An 18,185-nucleotide genomic window follows, 5' to 3' on the forward strand; every position below is an offset into this window, starting at 1 on the left:
TTCAAAGAATAAATTGCTCACCTACACCAGAGTGGCAGTTGCATAGAAAGGAACATAGAGATTCGCCCCGATGGCCGCACCGGGGTGAATCGATCGCAGGAGTTTGGGGTTGCCGATAAACCTGTTTGTAGTAAGATTACGAAGACAGGCTGGTTGATTTTTCTTCCAGTTTGTACCGGGGTCGGCTAAAGTCACCACATAATCCACGAAATAAGGGTGGAGCAAATTTATCGAGGCTTACCAGAAAGAGAATACAAATTAACAGCGCCACCAGTGGACTGATCCAGTATACGACTGAACCGATTTCCATATTCTTTTCGAAGAGCCGGTGTAGAAAAAGATTGGTAACCGGGTGATACAGATAAAGCGGAAACGAATAGCGTCGGCCATAGTAACTCAGCCAGTTGTCTGGAGAAATAGACAGGCGCAGGGATAGCAGAAATAGACCTACTGAGAGCAGAAACGTTCCTGCCAAAAAATTAACCTGAGCCGAATTAGGGACAAATCGCTCCTCCACTAGCTGAACGACAACACCAGTAGCAATCAGTACATAAGCAGCTACTCTGGAGACACTGGCGTCCAGGTTGCGCCTGGAAATCAAAAACCCGATGCATAGAAACGGAATCGATAGAAACGAGCGGGCATAAATTGGATGAGCTCGCATGCCCAGCAGATATCCATAAGGGTTGAGCACCAGAATGGCCACCAGACTGGCAGCAATCAGATAGAGCATGAATTTGTCGAGCTTATACTGCATTATGAACCAAAGTACCAAGTAACCCAGCACCATCGACGTCAGAAACCACAAATGAAAGTAAGTTCCCGTCAGCAGGGTAAAGTAGTTCATAAGCGGTTGAACAGACTCCTCGGTCAGCATCACGAACAGCAGGTAGAACAGATTGACGAACAGGGTTACAAACAATAAGTTTTTAATTGCTTTAGCGAAGGCTTGAGCCGGTCTGGCAGCATAACTTTTCTGGAAATAGTAACCACTTACCAGAAAAAAGAATGGAATCACCCACCGGGCCAACAGATCCAGCAGCACCAGCGTTGGCGGGTATTCGAAATAAATACTGTGACAAAGAAAAACCAGACAAGCTGCTACAAAGCGAAAAACGTCAATACTTCCGTTGCGTTGATTCATAATAAATACACTTATGGAGTTGGCGCGATGAACTATTTAGCTTGCCCTATGCTCCTGGTGCTGACAGGTTCTGTCGCTGTGAAAACGGTATAGAACGATTAGGTACGTTCTTAGTTAGTAGTATCGTAAAACTATTATCTGTACTTATAATCCAAGTGAACAAATTACGTATTTTCCCTTATAATAGTAATATAATATTTATATAATTAATTTTTCGGTTATTTAATATAATCTTTGTGTACTCTACTATAAATTATGTTTATGTGACCGACCTACCTTCATCTGCTTACCGGGGCTAGTTTATTGACGCTTGAAGCAGAATTCATTGTACTTTTGCCTCTACAACAAAAATAGATTTGCGTTATGCCAAAGGCACAGATGAATACAGACAAAGGGACGATGCTGATCGAATTTTACGAGAAAGACGCCCCAAAAACAGTTGATAATTTTATTTCACTGGCTAAGAAAGGATTTTACAATGGTATCACCTTTCACCGGGTCATTCCAAACTTTATGATTCAGGGGGGCGATCCGACCGGAACCGGTGCGGGTGGTCCGGGTTATACCATCGACTGTGAGTTGACGGGTGATAACCAATATCACGATCGGGGGGTATTGTCTATGGCCCACCGGGGGCGCAATACAGGTGGCTCGCAGTTTTTTATCTGCCACAACCGCCAGAACACCCAGCACCTCGACCGGAACCACACGGTTTTTGGTAAAGTCGTGGAAGGTCTGGACGTCATCGATCAGATCCGTCAGGGTGATAAGATCAACAGCATCACGGTACTGGAAGAGGAATAGGAAAATGCAGCTGGCAGGCCGTATTGATTCATTCAGTGGGCGAATAAGCCATTATTACGGTCTGCCAGCCGCGTTATACTTAGCTATAGACGGGTGTTCGGCGAGACATCAGGCCAATGATAGCCAGTAGAATGGCGACTACAGCGCCGGTTCCCGCAACTAGTTGAACATAGCCATAGGATGTCTGCTCGGCCGCAATGGCTGCATAGGCCCAGGCAAATACCAGTATATAAGCGATACTTCGGAAGCGGTTGAACACAATAGCTCCGATGAGCAAGCCTGTAACAAGCATGGCAATTGCCCAGGTCTGCTCGGTCAATCCCATCAGACTGAAGTTGGTAGCTTTCAAATAAACGGCCACGTTCAGAATGGTAGCAATGGTGAGCCAGCCAAAATAGATAGAAAAGGGAACCCGGGCCAGCCACGTTTCCGGCGGTATGGTGGCAGATTCGGGCAAGGTAGTGTCTGGGTCGGTTGGCAAAAGCGGAACGTGTGGACGCGCCAGCAATCGCTGCTCGATAACAACCAGCGAAAACAGCATCACTAGAATTACGACCAGGGCCAGGCCGATTAATTCATTGTTGAACAAGGGGCTCCAGATTGCATTGCAGATCGCATTGACGATTACCCACCACCCCACTGCCCTGAATCTTGTATTTGTTCGCTGCGCTGGTAGTGCCTGATAAATAGCAAACCCCAGTAGCCCTAGGAAAATAAGCCCCCAAATGGAAAAAGCGTAACCGGCCGGCGTAATCAGGGTGTGGTATTTCTCCGATACATCCCGATTGGTATGCCCACCAAATACGCCCGTATTGGAGAGATAATTCATTACGATCAGCAAACTGACGCTGATAACAACAAGCACCTGACGAACCCGATCGGTAGCCATAAAAAATTTACCCCGTTGGTTGATAGCCGTATCAACCAACGGGGTAAATTTTTGTTTTACAGCTTGTTATAGCTCCAGAATTTTGAACTCTGTTCGCCGGTTGCGCTGGTGCTCTTCTTCGGTTTTAGCATTTTTCACGATCAGTTGCGTCTCGCCATACCCTTTATACGTTAGCCGATCTGCCGCTATGCCCTTCGAGACGATGTATTCTACAGCCGATTTAGCCCGGTTCTGCGATAGTTTCTGGTTGTAAGCGTCACTGGCGCGCGCATCCGTATGCGACCCCAGCTCAATTTTCAGCGTTGGGTTGTCTTTCAGAATGGTTACGAGTTTATCCAGCTCTTCAGCTGCGTCCGGCCGAATGTTGTACTTGTCCAGGTCGTAATAAATATTCTCCAGCACAAACGTTCTGTTCAGCGTAGCCCGGTCGAGCAGCACGGCGACGCTGAAGGTCGTATCCGTTTGCGGTTTGGTCAGGAAAATTGCCGGAATACTTTTTCCCTGCATGGTGAACTGCTCCCGCCGGGTCAGATAGCCTTTTCGTTCGGCCAGAATCGTGTAATCTTTACCTTCCTGAATCGGGTATTTCCCAAAGGTGCCGGGTTGACCCGTCGTTACTTCAGCGATTGGCTGACCGGTAGCGTCGTCCAGAATCCGGACACGGGCAGAATCAAGAGGCACGATCGGCGTTTCATTAGCCGATACCGTTCCGGCAATAAAGTAACGAACTGTTTTGGGGGCTCCTGGCGGGTTCTGCGCAATGGTGGTCGTATCGCGAGCAGGGCCTTCCTGGAAGAAATAAATATCATCGTCGCCTTTGCCGCCCGACCGGTTCGACGCTAAAAAGCCCTTGGCAGGGTCGGTATATATCAGGCCAAAATCATCGGCGGGCGAGTTGATCGGCTGACCCATGTTTTCTACCCGGGTAACACCCCCTGAGCGGGTTGCCACAAACACGTCCAGTTTACCCAGGCCCGGATGACCATCCGACGCAAAATATAGCTTGGCATTTGGCCCTACGTAGGGGAACATTTCATCGCCGGGTGTATTGATATCCCGACCCATATTCACCGGTCGGCTGAACCGTCCCGATGCATCGATGCTGGTCCGGTACAAGTCGATGCCACCCGCGCCACCCGCCCGGTTCGACGCGAAATACAGGGTTTTGCCGTCACCGGAGAAAGCAGGTGAACCATCCCAAGCCGTCGAGTCACTGATAGGCAACCGCAGTGGCTGACTCCAGACACCCCCATCACCTAGGCGGCTGATGTACAGATCGACGTCTAATCCGCCTTTACGCTTGCCATTATTGCCCCGTGCAAACACCATTGTCTTCCCATCTTTGGTAAACGCCGGGGTCCCTTCGTTCACATCGCCCTGAAAGACGTTGCTGCTAAATTGCTCCGGTGCACCTGTTGGAGCGGAATTGCCGGTTTCATCGGGGTTTTGAGGGAGCTTGGTTTTATACAGCCCCAACATTGGTAAGCCATTGTTCTTATACACCTGGTCTTTCCGCGAAGCCGTAAACACCAGCTCCTCCCCACGAACTACCGGTGCAAATTCGGCTCCGGTGGAGTTCAGGTTTCCCAGGTTTTTAAGCGTAATCTGCGACTTATTTCGGGCAATGACGTCGATGGCTTTGAGGGTTTCCACTTCCCGTTTCGCTTTATCGAGCGTTGCTTTTGCGGTGGTTTTAGGCGCATTCGCCACGAATTGCTGCAACTGTTCGAGCGCTCCGGCATAATTTCCCTGCGATTTAAGCGCATAGGCATAATTGAAGCGGGCATTGGGCTCGGTTGTATTGGCTTCGATGGCTTTCTGGTAAAAGGGTACGGCTTCGCCGAAACGGTTCGACAGCCGATAGGACTCGGCAGTGTAATAATTCAAACGGGCCGGATCGATGTTGCCTTTAGTGGCTTTTCCGAACTGCGCAATGGCCAAATTGTATTCTCCGGCATCGTAATGGCGAACGCCTTTCTTATACGCCTGCATGGCTGAGTTACAGCCCGTTAGCATAAGGGCTAATCCCAGCGCCACCAGCAGCGCAGACGACGTAATATTTTTCATAGAATTTTGAGCAGAAGCCTTTTTCGCGCCCAAGATAATGTAAATTCAGGCGGGTCTATTTTTTAACGAATACAATTACGATTTATTTAACAAAACGCGGGTGGAAACCCGCGATTGGTAGCTCTCCTAATAAGATACTACCAATCGCGGGTTTCCACCCGCATTATAGTTGTCGATCTTACGCTTGCTGAGCCATACCCGCTTCTTCGGCTACCTCTTCCCCGTACGCTTCCGTCGGTACGCAGGCGCATACCAGATTTCGATCGCCATAGGCCGAATCGATCCGGCTGACGCTGGGCCAGAATTTACGCGCGCGTACCTGGGGCAGTGGGTAAACCGCTTTTTCGCGGCTGTACGACCGGGTCCAGGTATCACTCAGTACTACGGTAGCCGTATGGGGTGCGTGCTTCAGCACGTTGTCGGCCCGGTCGGCTTCCCCTGCTTCAATTTCACGAATCTCATTACGAATGGCAATCATGGCCTCGCAGAAGCGATCCAGTTCGGCTTTGGATTCCGACTCGGTTGGTTCGATCATCAGCGTGCCAGCCACTGGAAACGAAACCGTCGGTGCATGGAAGCCGTAATCCATCAGGCGCTTGGCAATATCTTCGACCTCAACACCAGCCGCTTTGAACGGACGGCATTCGATGATCATCTCGTGCGCACACCGGCCGTTAGCGCCCGCGTACAGGGTTTCATAATGACCTTCCAGCCGCGCTTTGATGTAATTCGCGTTTAGGATAGCGCGTTTGGTAGCGTTGGTCAAACCCGCACCACCCATCATGGCGATATAAGCGTAGGAAATGGTCAGAATGCTGGCCGATCCATAGGGAGCTGCCGAAACCGCGTGAATGGCCTGCCCTCCGCCGAGCTGAACCAGAGAATGACCCGGCAAGAACGGTACCAGCTGCTTGGCAACGCCGATCGGCCCCATGCCCGGCCCGCCACCGCCGTGAGGAATACAGAAGGTTTTATGCAGATTCAGGTGACACACGTCTGCCCCTATCGTTGCCGGTGAGGTCAGGCCGACCTGCGCATTCATGTTAGCCCCATCCATGTACACCTGGCCACCGTGCTGATGAATGAGGGTACAGATTTCCGTAATGCTTTCTTCAAAAACTCCGTGTGTCGACGGGTAGGTTACCATCAGGCAAGACAGGTCATTGCTGTACTGTTCAGCTTTTGCCTTAAGATCAGCCACATCGATATTGCCCCGCTCATCGCATTTTACGATGACTACCTTCATGCCGGCCATAACCGCGCTGGCTGGGTTCGTGCCGTGCGCCGATTGTGGAATCAGAGCGATGTTCCGGTGATGGTCGTCGCGGCTTTCGTGATAGGCCCGAATCACCATCAGACCCGCGTACTCACCCTGTGCCCCCGAGTTCGGTTGCAGAGACATGGCCGCAAAGCCGGTGATTTCACAAAGCCAGTTGTTCAGATCCGAAAATAATTGTTGGTAGCCTAAGGTCTGATCTTTTGGAGCAAAGGGATGTAGCTTGCCAAATTCGGGCCAGGTTACCGGAATCATTTCGGCCGTCGCGTTCAGTTTCATGGTGCAGCTCCCCAGCGAGATCATCGAATGCACCAGCGACAGGTCTTTTTCCTCCAGCGACTTCAGATAACGCAGCATCTCGTGCTCGGTATGGTGCGTATTGAACACGGGATGTGTCAGATAATCCGACTGGCGAACCAGTTGTTCGGGCCAGGTCAGTTCGAGACTTTCCAGAATCGCTTCCATATCCGTTTTTACGCCGAAGACTGTCAGCAGTTCGGTCAGATCATGGTAGGTTTTGGCTTCGTCGAAGGAAACACTCACATGTTCGCCATCGGGCAGATACCGTAGGTTGATCTGAGCCGCCCGCGCCGATTTCCGCAATGATTCGACATCGTCGACCCGAACGGTTACGGTATCGAAATACTGTTGGGTACTAACCTCGTGCGCACTCCAGCGCAGGGCCGTCGCGAACGCTTTGGTCAGGGTATGTACCTGATCGGCAATGGCCCGGAGCCGCTTTGGTCCGTGGTAAACCGCGTAACTTCCGGCCATAACGGCCAGCAAAACCTGAGCGGTACAAATATTCGATGTTGCTTTTTCCCGACGAATGTGTTGTTCGCGCGTTTGCAGCGCCATCCGCAAAGCCGGCTTACCTTCAGCATCTACGGATACGCCGATAATCCGCCCCGGAATCTGCCGCTTAAAGGCATCGCGGGTGGCAAAGAAAGCCGCATGCGGGCCACCGTATCCCATCGGGACGCCAAACCGCTGCGATGAACCCACCACGACGTCGGCCCCCATTTCGCCCGGAGGGGTGAGCATGGTCAGGGCCAGTAGGTCGGCGGCTACGGCCGTGGTAATATTCAGTTCATGAGCCGCAGCGATGATGTCCGTATAATCGAAGACCTCGCCGTCGGAAGCGGGATACTGTAACAGCAGCCCGAAGATTTCGCCATTGGTCAGGTCGACCGAGCGGTGATCGCCAATCTGTACGGATATGTTCAGTGGCGTGGCCCGCGTCAGTACAACGTCGATGGTTTGCGGATGGCAACGCTCCGATACGAAAAACGTATGCGCATTTTTCTTAGCGGCCGGTCGGGTAGCGTGCAGCATGGCCATGGCTTCGGCGGCCGCCGTACCTTCGTCCAGCAGCGATGCGTTCGCCAGGTCCATACCCGTCAGGTCCGACACAACGGTCTGGAAGTTGAGCAGCGCTTCGAGCCGACCCTGAGCAATCTCGGCCTGATACGGTGTATAAGCTGTATACCAACCCGGGTTTTCGAGAATATTTCGAAGGATTACGTTCGGCGTGAGCGTATCGTAATAACCGGTACCGATATAGGATTTAAATACTTTATTTTGTGCGGCTAATTTTTTGAAATCGGCCAGAAACTGCATTTCAGACTTTGGCTCCGGCAGATTCAGCGGTTTGGCCAGCCGGATTGCATCCGGAATGGTCTGTTTTATAAGTTCATCGATTGATTTTACGCCAACGGTTTTGAGCATGTCGGCCTCAGCCGCTTTGGTCTGGCCCTGATGCCGGTCTTCGAATATATCAGTCTGCTGAAGATTTAGTTTCATTCTGGATTCGCCCATGTTGTCATGTCAATGAGGATTCAAATTTACATTAAAATGAGCGTTGCTCAATGACCGGAAGTAAGTGGTCCTGTGCAATTTTCGGTTTTTGTTACACGGTTTCGTTGATTAAATCAATTTCCTGGGGTATTCAAGAAAAAATCAGTTGTATAACTACTTTGGCGAGGCTCAGAACAAAGCAAAAAACAGGCTCCAGCCATCGAACCAAACCGGGTGTCTTTCCTGGAAACGCTTATGAATAAACAGGTTGTGGTTCAGTTAAAAGGTGGGCTTGGAAATCAGTTGTTCCAGTATGCGCTGGGCAGACACTTAGCGATGCGGCTGGAAGCTGACCTACTGTTCGACAGCTCCGTTCTGGAGAATCGCGTTCCGGTAGCTGATTTTACGTTCCGCTCGTTCGATTTGGCTTATTTTCCGATCGCCGGTCGTATAGCCAGCGCCACTGATCTTCCTTTGTTTGATTCATCAGCCTCTATTCGTTCGCCCTGGTCGCATATCGTGCAGATAACCCGGTTGCTCATGCGAGGCTATAGCTACGTGTACGAGCGAAAATTTGCCTACAATCCATCCGTACTGCAGAAACAGGCGAATCGGATCTATCTGAACGGTTATTGGCAATCGTATCGTTATTTTGAGACCATCGCTCCTACCCTCCGGACCGAGCTTACCTTTAGGCTGCCACTACCCGAATCGGCGTCAATCGTTGCTCAACAAATCAGCAACTCCGAATCGGTTTGCCTGCACATTCGCCGGTCCGACTTTTTGCACATCCCGCTGCATCAGGTTGCCAGCGAAGAGTACATCGACCGGGCTGTACGGGTTATAGCCCAACGGATCGATCACCCAATTTTTTTTGTCTTTTCCGATGATCTCGCCTGGTGCCAGGCTAACTTGTCGCTTCCGTATCCGGTGGTGTTTGTACCCGATGAGTTGGCAGGCCACCACGGGACGCTTCATTTTCGATTGATGGCACATTGTAAGCATTTTATTACGGCCAATAGCACGTTTAGCTGGTGGGCGGCCTGGCTCTCGCAGCAAAGCTCCGACAAACTCGTGATTACGCCTGACCAATGGTTTAGCGACGGGCGTTCCATCGATGATCTGATCCCGGACTCCTGGATTCGCTTATAAGTATGAAAAGCATATTTCCCATCTGTTCTGCTTAAACTGATGTCTGTCTCGCCCACTATTTCGGTCGTAATGCCAGTATATAACGGGGAACGGTTTCTGGCCGAAGCAATCGAAAGTATCCTGACTCAGACCTTTACTGACTTCGAATTGATTCTGGTCAACGATGGCTCAACCGACTCTTCAGCTGCCATTATCGCGCAGTACGCGGATCAGGATCGGCGAGTTCAGGTGGCAACGAACCCCGTGGCGCAGGGATTTGGGGGCGAGAAAGCGTCTAATGCGGCTTATCGGTTGGCGCGTGGCCGGTACATTGCCAAACTGGATGCCGATGATGTGGCTCATCCACAGCGGCTGGAAAAGCAGTTTCATTTTCTGGAAACGAATCCTGACATTTTCCTGGTGGGCAGTTGGCTGACCATCATCGACGATACGGGAAAGGTCGTGGGCAAGCGCCAGTACCCAATCGAGCCGGATGCGATTCTACGCGAATTTTATTACCGAAACTGCATCGGTCACCCGTCGATCATGTTCCGCAACGGTGTTCTGACCGATGAATTTTATCAGCTCCGATTTAAGGCCTTAAATGATTATTACAGCCATTTTGTTCACCTTCAGCAAGGGTTGAAGATGGCGAACTTGCCAGAGTACCTGGTTAGGTATCGCATTCATGACGATAACACGACTTTTTCCGTAATCAAGCGGCAGTGGAGGATCAATATGGAGATCAAACAAAGTTTCGTGCACGATTTCGATTACCACCCGCCCTGGCTACATCGGTCGTCCCTGTCAATTATTACCCTGCTGATCGAGAACCTTCCAGAAACCTGGTTAAATAAACTAGTTAGACTTCGTTCGCGCTATAATCTTTGAGATGCGGGCGACGCGGTAAAAGAATTGGCATAGAATGATGAACTTTGTAGTCAGGTATCGCAGATTGCAATCTGCGATATCAATGGCCAATCAATCCCTCACTGGCAATTAATATGTTGAAAGCATTTCTGGACCGGGTAATTGTGTTTTTCAAAGTACCGTTCGTGTATCGGAATTTCTGGGCTGCTTATGCCGACTATTTCCGTTTGGTGAAGAATAAGCTGGTCGTTTACGAATTCAGATCAGGCGAAAAGTTTCTGGCCAGAGCGGGCAAGTTCGACATTGCCATGCTCACCGAAGTACTGGGCTTCAACGTCTACGAAAAAGCGTCCGACAGAATCGAAATTCGACCCGACGATATCGTGTACGATGTCGGCGCTTTTATTGGCGACTTTGCAATTTACGCATCCAGCCGCGCCAGTAAGGGTCATGTTTATTCCTTCGAACCTAGTCAGTCTAATTTCGATTTGTTGAAAAAAAACATCGAGCTTAATGATCGAAAGAATGTTACCCCAGTCGACAAAGGCGTGAACGGTACGCCCATTACAGTCGATCTGCTCGTTCCTGACTTGGCCGAACACTCCAACACCATCGATCCATCGCTGCTGAAAGGCCGGGATATGTCGTATCAAATACAGACGATCGACTGTCTGGGTATCAATGAAATTCTAAATGATGCGGAGTTTGTGTTTCCCACCTTTGTAAAGCTGGATTGCGAGGGAGCGGAATTTAGTATTATTGATGAAATGAGTGTGGCAACATTGGGCAAAATTCGCTGCCTGATCATCGAGTATCACCTGACGGCCCAAACCCCGGAAGAAAAAGCCAAATACAGCCGGCTGATGAATAAGTTGTCTGGCATTTATGCGATCTCGTCGACGCCCGTCGTTAAATCGGCCACACAGGATATTGGTCTGCTTTACTGCCGCAACAAAGCCATCGCCTAGGTTGCTACATCCGCCTGGCTGGTCAGCGCCTGAATCAGGCGCTGATATTGGCCGATAATTGTCGGCCAGTTATAAGTCATTTTTACGGCTTCCAGACCTTGCTGGCTCAACTGACTCCGCCTGGAGTCGTCCATTATCAAATCGACTAATTTTTGTCGAAGTTCGGCTGTGGTACGATACGTCAGTCCACCTGGGAATTCGCTGATACCGGCTATATCCAGCGCCAGAAACGGCAAACCGAACGCCATGGCATCGATTAACATCAGCGGCTGAACATCGACCTGCGAAGCGGTAGCGAATAGGGTTGCTTCGCGGTAGGCGGCTGCCACGTCTTCCCGGGTGATAGCAGTTAAGAGATATACGCTTTTTGCCAGCAAAGTGCCTGCCTGCTTTTCAAGTTGCCGGCTATAGGCGCTACGGTAACTGCCAATAAAAACCAAAGCGGTATCTGTGGGCTGGGTATCCTGAAAAGCCGCCAGCAGTTCGTGCTGCCCTTTTGTAGAATAATAGTTCGAGACGCACAGAATCATCCGACGCTGATGAATACCATACTTAGCTCGAAAGCCTATCGGAGGTAATGTCTGAGCCGGGTTCAGGCTCGGTCCGTTCGGAATGACAGAGCAGGTTTGAATGCCCAGTTGCTGGGCCAGGTAAGTATCGTAGAAGCGAATTTTATCGGCTTTTCGGGTTAGAAAAACCAGATGATCGAACTGAGCGAGTTTGGCTTTGAAAGTAAAGGCGTAGGGCCGAAAAATCAGCCAGCGCAAATAGCCTTCCAGCGTAGACATTCGCCACGAGAACGAGGTGCCATGACTGACCACTACAGTCCTGGCCCGTATCTGAGACAGTACGGCTACGGCTAGTTCGAGCGGCCAGGACTCCCAGGCATGAAAAAAAATCACATCCCCGTCGAAAGCGCTCAGAAAGCGCTGATATGCTTCAATCTCCCCACGAAAAGGCCGAACCCAAACTCCGTTACCGGAAATGGCAAATTCGTGAATCGTAAACATGGGCCACTGGTCGGGCGCCCGATTCGCCAGTTTACCCGTTGCAATCTCGACCGTATTACCAGCCTGATGCAGTCCTAGCGCATGCTGATAAGCGACGAAGGAGACCCCATTTTCTTCGGGCGGAAACGTAAAGGTGGCAATCAGGATTTTCATGAGCTAGTTCAGCTTCTGCCCGTCGCGCAAGGCTTCCTTCCGGATCATGTTCGTAATCGTTTCGTCCAGACGAAGTATTCGGCGATACATCGATACGAGAGCAAAAACGATAACCAGAAATAACAGGTAAAAAATCAGATCGACACCGCGGCCAACGCCGACCAGCAAAGCCAGATAAACCGTCAGGGTAGGATAAACAATGAAGACAATGGCCGCTACAAGCCCAAGCATAAACAGAACCCGTAGGTAAAGGCGGTTTCTGAATACACGCAGGGCGACAATAAACAGCAAGCCCAGCAGCGCAATCAGCAGTAGCTGTATGGGCGTGAGTACAGCTATGACCTTCATGAGCGTAAGTAGCGGTTAACAAACAGATCGAATAGAATATTGAACGAATTCATCCAGGACTGCCCCTTGGCCTTACTGTAGCTGGAATACGTAATATGGGTGCTCAATTCACCGACCTTCAGGCCATGCCGGTGAATCTGAGACAGTATTTCCGTAGCGTGGGCCATGCGATTCTCTTTGAGCTGAATAAGTTCTATACTGCGCCGGTTCATCACCCGAAACCCGTTGTGGGCATCCGTCAGCCATAATCCCGTAACAATACCGTTGACGAACGTCGCGATTTTAAGAACAATCTGCTTGAAGAAAGGCACCGACTGTCGGTCTTCTTTTTTTAAGAACCGCGATCCGAGCAGCACATCCAGATTCCGACGCTCCAGTTCGGCAATAAACCGGGGAATGTCATCGGGGTTATGCTGCCCGTCGGCATCGAAATGTACGACGACCTCCGCCCCCTGCTGGCAGGCAAAGGTCATTCCGGTCTGCAAAGCCGCTCCTTGCCCCAGGTTGACCGAATGCCGGAGATAGTAAATAGGTAAGTTGGCAACAACCTGGTGGGTATTATCCGTGGAGGCATCGTCGATCAGCACGATCTCGTAAGGTCCTTTTACCGACTCGATCGTGGTCCGAATAACGGCTGCTTCGTTATAAGAGGGAATCAGGATGAATACCCGCTTAGTCATTGCGTTTGTAAATCTCAAGAGACCCCAGCTTGGTGATTTGCGTCATGCAGCGAATCTCACCCGGCTGGGGTACATGATCGAACACGAAGTATTTCGCATTCAACTGTTTCAGTTTGGGTGAGCAGGGGTCCATAGCAACCGTATAGGCATCCTGATATGGGTTGAACATAACAACCGTATCACGCCCATTGATGTAAGGCGCATACACAACGTGGGCAAATCGGTTATAAACGCTGTCTCGCCTGGCCTGCGGATCGAGCACACGCATGGTTTTAAAATCGGGCATGTACTTCATACCGCTAAGCTGATTCGCGCCCGTAGCCGTCACCATGTACGTAATGTACTGACTACCGAAAACTACCCAGCGGGCCGTCGGGTCCTGCTTCCGGATCTCGTTTACTTTCTGATAGAGCACATGCTCCGTAATCGGAGAAAGTCCAATGGCAAACGGATTTACTTTCAGGCTGGGCAGGCTGAAAAAAACAACTGCCAGCGCAACAATGATCTCTTTTCCTTTCAGACGAATACCCGGCAACAGCAGTATGTTAAGGACTATAAAAAACAGCGTCGGCAGAAAAAGCTGATGCGATTTAAAATAACCACCGGAATCCACTACGTTCAGCCAGGCGGCATACACCATGAAGGTAATGGCGGCAATGATCAACGCGATATTGACGGTGCCGGGTACTTTAATGTCCCGTTGCCGGATATACGCTAGGTAAACGACAGCCAGCACGACATTCGTAATTCCAAACGGCACCTGCGTCCGTCGGGTGGGGCTCATACTAAGCAGCGTCGCTTTAGCAATGGGTTCAGGAAAACCAATTTCAATCCAGATATACAGCACCAGGATATACCCGAGCAGCAAAATCATCATCGGATCTATTTTCTTTTCCTGATAAAAATAAACGAGGGCGCAGACGGCAATAATGGGTGTAAACGTGATAAAATGCGATAACTCACAGATATTCATCCAGATAGCCGGAAAGTGACTATCATCGAGCAGCCAGCCCGAGAAGTATTCTGAAAACCAGTTGGCTACAAAACCCGTACCGCCCGTTTCGCTGCGTCGACCGGGGTACGCCGTGTTCGCCAGGATGTCGATCGTGGGTTTAGCCTCATTGTAATAAACGTACAGGAACAACCCGGCAGCCGCCAGTGCTGCCCCGAACGTTATCAATTTTAGCCAGCGATTTTCCAGAATCAGCCCCGGCTGATAATACCGCCAGACGAATCCAATGAGCAAAATAATCAGCAGGTAACCGAACGGGATTTGGTAGGGCGGGTACAAAAACAAGGCGAACGACAGCAAAGACCAGGCGAAAAGCGCTCCGTTGATGGCCATCGTTTTTATGGAACGGGCATAAAAAATGTACAGCGAACTAACCAGCAGCAGCAAGCCGCTGTACATCCAGCCTAAATTGACAAACGACCACCAGACCACGCCCGGCGACAGCACGAGCCAGATAGCGCCCGCTACCGACAACCAGAACTGATTTCGCGTCAGTACCAGAAAAGTGAGAAACCAGGTAATCAGCCCCGCGAAAATGAAAAAATTCCAGCGCCAGGCAAATCCCCGCTCGACATCGAACAGATGATATCCCCAGTTTTCGGGCCTGATTATCGTGATGAAGTGATGGGTCGGCACGCTGGTCACCAGTGGGGGCTTTTCACCACCCAGCGCCTGGTTCTGCAGCGGAAATCCGTTGTTGACCTGCGACAACTGCATGGGTGTAGCCCCCGCCCAGTCATCCATACGAATCTGCCGGGGCTTTCCGGCCAGTAGCCCTCGTTTTAGGTCGGAGCCATCGGGTAATATCTGGTTCCAGATCGCAACGGACGAATAATTGATTTTGGCCAGTGTCAGGATTAAAAACAGCCCCAGGCTGATTCCCAAAAACCATTTCACCCGTTTGTCGAAGCGAATCAGCTCAAAAGGTCGATCGGCTTCGGTGATATCAACAGCTTTCGTAATATCGACCCGGTTTACGGGCGCTGTTGGCGTAGGTTGCAGTGTATCAGACTTTACGACCGGACGGGAGGAGGTAACAGCAGGTACACTTTTCTTTTTCTTCGACATCGGTTAGGCTACGGAAAGCTTTCGTATCAGCTCCTAAGTAATATGTAGTCAAACTTACTAATACCGTAGCAGTCCGCCAAAATCCGATTATTGTGTTTCTAAAAATAGCTAATTTGCCCGCATGAATAAGACGAGGATGCGGCAGGCGCTGCCGATCTTGCTGGCCATTGGCTTGCTGTGGTACGTCCTCAAAGATGTTCCATTTTCGGCACTGGCAACCCAGTTCAGTCAGGCGAATTATGGTTGGCTGGCCGTCATGGGAGTAGTTCTGGGGCTATATCACGTAAGTCGGTCGGCCCGCTGGCAGCTTACGCTCCAGGCCCTGGGCTACAATCCGTCGCTGTTTCATACAACGGTTGCGTTGCTGGCGGGTACGCTGGCAAGCATGATTATTCCTGGTGCGGGCGAGCTGACCCGTTGCGGCACCCTTCAGCGCACCGACGGGGTGCCGATAGCGCAGGGGATCGGATCCGTAGTGGCCGAGCGCGTCATCGATCTGCTCATGCTGGGTGCGTTGGTTGGCCTGACGTTCCTGCTTGAATTCAACCGCGTAGGTAATTACTTTCTTCAGTTATTGGCCCCCATATTGGAGCCTTTCACAACCGCTGGAAATACAGGCCTTCTTGGTCTCGCTGTACTTCTTACTGGGGTGCTGTTTCTCGGTATGCTTTACTGGCTTTTTCGGCGTAGTTCTTTAGGAAGCCACCCGTTTGTGCTGCGCATTTTGGCTATCGGTCAGAATATCGGGCGAGGCTTTATGGGCATCCGGCAACTGAAGCGGCCGGGGCTATTCATAGCCCTAACCCTGCTCAGCAATGTGCTGGCTTTTCTAACGACCTACGTTTTGTTCTTCGCGTCGGTGCAAACCGTCGATTTGCCACCAACGGCAGCCCTGACGATCCTGACGGTCAGTTCCTTAGGCGGCCTGGCCGTTCCGACCCAAGGCGGATTAGGCACCTATCATTTCCTGGTAAGCCGGGTACTGATACTGTATGGTTTGACCGAAACCGAAAGCGTCATTATCGCGACTTTTCTGCACGCGGTTACCTTTGCCATGAATCTGTTGCTGAGTAGTGCCAGCTTTTTAGTACTCCCCCTGTTGGTTTCGGCCAGACGACCAGAACCAGATACGAGTGCGGTGAAATAGACATGCTAAACCGCCGGGGTTCAGCGTTTTATTTAGCACTAATGTGCTATTTTCAACCGGTTTTTAACCGAAGGTACTTAATCAACCAAACTTAATGACTTGTAAGCCATTTCTGCTGGCCGGATTGCTCGGTCTGCCTTTACTGGGTTTCGCACAGGAAAAATTCGCGAATACCATTACCGCAACGGATCTTGAAAAACAGCTCCGGGTCATAGCTGCCGACGATATGGAGGGCCGCGAAACCGGAACCCGCGGTCAGCGCAAAGCCGCCGAGTATATTGCCAATCAGTTCGCCAGCTTCGGTCTGAAACCGATTGTCAAAAATGAAGACGGTAAGCTCGACTATCAGCAACGCTTTACGTTGTACCAGAAAAACTGGGGCGATTTTTACGTAACTGTAGGGGGCAAACGACTGGAATATCTAAAAGATTTCGTAACCAACGGTCTGCTTTACCTGCCAACCGAAACCAGCTACGAAACTATGTTTCTGGGGTATGGTATTGGTGAACCCAGTTACGATGATTATGCAGGTCACGACGTAACGGGTAAAGCCGTTGTAATTCTGGAAGGAGAACCGCAGACGGCAGACGGCAAAAAGCGCATCAGCGGCACCGACGAAGCGTCTAAATGGGGTGGACCCAATGGCTGGCGGGCCAAAAGTTTGCTGGCGAAGGAGAAAGGAGCGGCCCAGTTATTTATCATTTCGGCCAGTTCGGCTGAAGCGTTCAAACAGGTGCTTTCGCAACGGGGGGCTATGCAGGCACGCTTCAACCGGCTAAGTCTGAAGCCAGGTTCCGAAAACGTTGGTCCGATGGGTACGTTCCTGATTACTGCGGAAACGGCGGCTGCCATGCTCAACACCTCGCCGGAAACCCTCAACCAGACGACAACGGCCCTTGCCCAGGCAGAAAAACCCACATCGTCGGCGCTAACCGGAAAAGTGAGCGTGAAAGCCGACCGGGTCGATCAAAAGACAGAGTCGTCCAATGTTCTGGGTTTTCTGGAAGGAACCGACAAAAAAGACGAAGTGCTGGTTGTCTCGGCGCATTACGACCATATTGGTATCAAACCCGACGGCCAGATCAACAATGGCGCAAATGACGATGGGTCCGGTACGGTATCCGTCCTCGAAATTGCCCAGGCTTTCTCGCAGGCCAAAGCGGCAGGAAAAGGACCTCGTCGGTCGATTTTGTTCCTAACCGTATCGGGTGAAGAAAAGGGTCTGTTAGGTTCGCAATATTACGCAGACATGAGCCCGGTTATTCCGCTGGACAAAACCGTTGGCGACCTCAATATCGATATGGTTGGCCGGGTCGACAACCTGCACAAAGACAAATCCGACAATTACATCTACGTGATTGGCTCCGACAAACTTTCGTCGGAATTGCACAAAATCAGCGAAGGCGCCAATCAGAAATACACGAAGATGGAGCTGGATTATAAATACAATGATCCGCAGGATCCTGAGCGCATTTATTACCGTTCGGACCACTACAATTTCGCCAAACACAACATCCCCATCATCTTCTATTTCAACGGATTACATCCGGATTATCACCAGCCCACGGATGATATCGAAAAAATCGATTTCAAGCTAGCCGAGAAATCGGCCCGGCTGGTATTCTATACTGCCTGGGATATTGCCAACCGCGACCAGCGCTTAGTGGTAGACAGCCATAAGCAATAATATCGATAACCGTAACGAGTAAGGAGCATTCGTCAATGCTCCTTACTCGTTACGGTTATCGTTTCCACCATCCTGGTATGACTCCGCTGAGGTCAAACATGGGTGGAGAACTCTGCTTATCGTAACCATTCGAT

At 50.6% G+C, this 18,185-nt stretch carries 14 protein-coding genes; 6 read left to right on the plus strand and 8 right to left on the minus strand.

Annotated elements, in window-relative coordinates; translation table 11 throughout:
- Window positions 1-136 precede the first annotated feature (136 nt).
- On the minus strand, window positions 137-1,144 hold the full coding sequence (locus ACYVC2_RS27515) for an acyltransferase (protein WP_461108001.1): 1,008 nt from the start codon (window positions 1,142-1,144) through the stop codon (window positions 137-139).
- Window positions 1,145-1,507: 363 nt separating this feature from the next.
- Here ACYVC2_RS27515 and ACYVC2_RS27520 point away from each other — a divergent pair, with 363 nt between their 5' ends.
- Window positions 1,508-1,948, plus strand: coding sequence for a peptidylprolyl isomerase (locus tag ACYVC2_RS27520; protein WP_461108003.1), 441 nt, complete (start codon window positions 1,508-1,510; stop codon window positions 1,946-1,948).
- A 79-nt stretch (window positions 1,949-2,027) separates the two neighbouring features.
- On the opposite strand, the gene ACYVC2_RS27525 is transcribed toward ACYVC2_RS27520, so the two are convergent.
- From ACYVC2_RS27525 to gcvP, 3 genes are all read right to left on the minus strand, one after another.
- Complete coding sequence (locus tag ACYVC2_RS27525; RefSeq protein WP_461108005.1) at window positions 2,028-2,837, minus strand: tryptophan-rich sensory protein; 810 nt, start codon at window positions 2,835-2,837, stop codon at window positions 2,028-2,030.
- Between the two features lie 66 nt (window positions 2,838-2,903).
- The gene (locus tag ACYVC2_RS27530; protein WP_461108007.1) at window positions 2,904-4,904 is read right to left on the minus strand and encodes an OmpA family protein; all 2,001 of its coding nucleotides are present in this window, start codon (window positions 4,902-4,904) and stop codon (window positions 2,904-2,906) included.
- Window positions 4,905-5,082: 178 nt separating this feature from the next.
- Entirely contained in the window at window positions 5,083-7,983 is a 2,901-nt protein-coding gene (gene gcvP, locus ACYVC2_RS27535) for an aminomethyl-transferring glycine dehydrogenase (protein ID WP_461108010.1), read from the minus strand.
- 249 nt (window positions 7,984-8,232) lie between these two features.
- Here gcvP and ACYVC2_RS27540 point away from each other — a divergent pair, with 249 nt between their 5' ends.
- The 3 genes from ACYVC2_RS27540 to ACYVC2_RS27550 all read left to right on the plus strand — a co-directional run bounded on the left by ACYVC2_RS27540 (window position 8,233) and on the right by ACYVC2_RS27550 (window position 10,946).
- Entirely contained in the window at window positions 8,233-9,129 is an 897-nt protein-coding gene (locus tag ACYVC2_RS27540) for an alpha-1,2-fucosyltransferase (protein ID WP_461108012.1), read from the plus strand.
- Window positions 9,130-9,168: 39 nt separating this feature from the next.
- Window positions 9,169-9,999, plus strand: a complete 831-nt coding sequence (locus tag ACYVC2_RS27545) for a glycosyltransferase family 2 protein (RefSeq protein ID WP_461108014.1) — start codon at window positions 9,169-9,171, stop codon at window positions 9,997-9,999.
- A gap of 113 nt (window positions 10,000-10,112) precedes the next feature.
- Window positions 10,113-10,946, plus strand: a complete 834-nt coding sequence (locus ACYVC2_RS27550; protein WP_461108016.1) for an FkbM family methyltransferase — start codon at window positions 10,113-10,115, stop codon at window positions 10,944-10,946.
- Here ACYVC2_RS27550 and ACYVC2_RS27555 read toward each other — a convergent pair.
- The 4 genes from ACYVC2_RS27555 to ACYVC2_RS27570 are packed head-to-tail and all read right to left on the minus strand — an operon-like array spanning window position 10,943 to window position 15,217.
- Window positions 10,943-12,109, minus strand: coding sequence for a glycosyltransferase family 4 protein (locus ACYVC2_RS27555; RefSeq protein WP_461108018.1), 1,167 nt, complete (start codon window positions 12,107-12,109; stop codon window positions 10,943-10,945). The genes ACYVC2_RS27550 and ACYVC2_RS27555 overlap by 4 nt on opposite strands.
- A 3-nt stretch (window positions 12,110-12,112) precedes the next feature.
- Window positions 12,113-12,457, minus strand: a complete 345-nt coding sequence (locus tag ACYVC2_RS27560) for a DUF2304 family protein (RefSeq protein ID WP_461108020.1) — start codon at window positions 12,455-12,457, stop codon at window positions 12,113-12,115.
- Window positions 12,454-13,137 carry a glycosyltransferase family 2 protein gene (locus ACYVC2_RS27565; RefSeq protein ID WP_461108023.1) on the minus strand — a complete coding sequence of 228 codons (684 nt, stop codon included), beginning with the start codon at window positions 13,135-13,137 and terminating at the stop codon, window positions 12,454-12,456. Before ACYVC2_RS27565 ends, ACYVC2_RS27560 begins: the two co-directional genes overlap by 4 nt.
- Complete coding sequence (locus ACYVC2_RS27570; protein WP_461108024.1) at window positions 13,130-15,217, minus strand: DUF7657 domain-containing protein; 2,088 nt, start codon at window positions 15,215-15,217, stop codon at window positions 13,130-13,132. Before ACYVC2_RS27570 ends, ACYVC2_RS27565 begins: the two co-directional genes overlap by 8 nt.
- 121 nt (window positions 15,218-15,338) lie before the next feature.
- Between ACYVC2_RS27570 and ACYVC2_RS27575 the strand changes: the two genes are divergently transcribed.
- Window positions 15,339-16,364, plus strand: coding sequence for a lysylphosphatidylglycerol synthase transmembrane domain-containing protein (locus ACYVC2_RS27575; RefSeq protein ID WP_461108026.1), 1,026 nt, complete (start codon window positions 15,339-15,341; stop codon window positions 16,362-16,364).
- A gap of 94 nt (window positions 16,365-16,458) precedes the next feature.
- A complete protein-coding gene (locus tag ACYVC2_RS27580; protein ID WP_461108028.1) occupies window positions 16,459-18,051 on the plus strand; it encodes a M28 family peptidase in 1,593 nt (530 codons plus the stop codon).
- The last annotated feature ends 134 nt before the right edge of the window (window positions 18,052-18,185 follow it).

The organism is Spirosoma koreense (assembly GCF_054777875.1).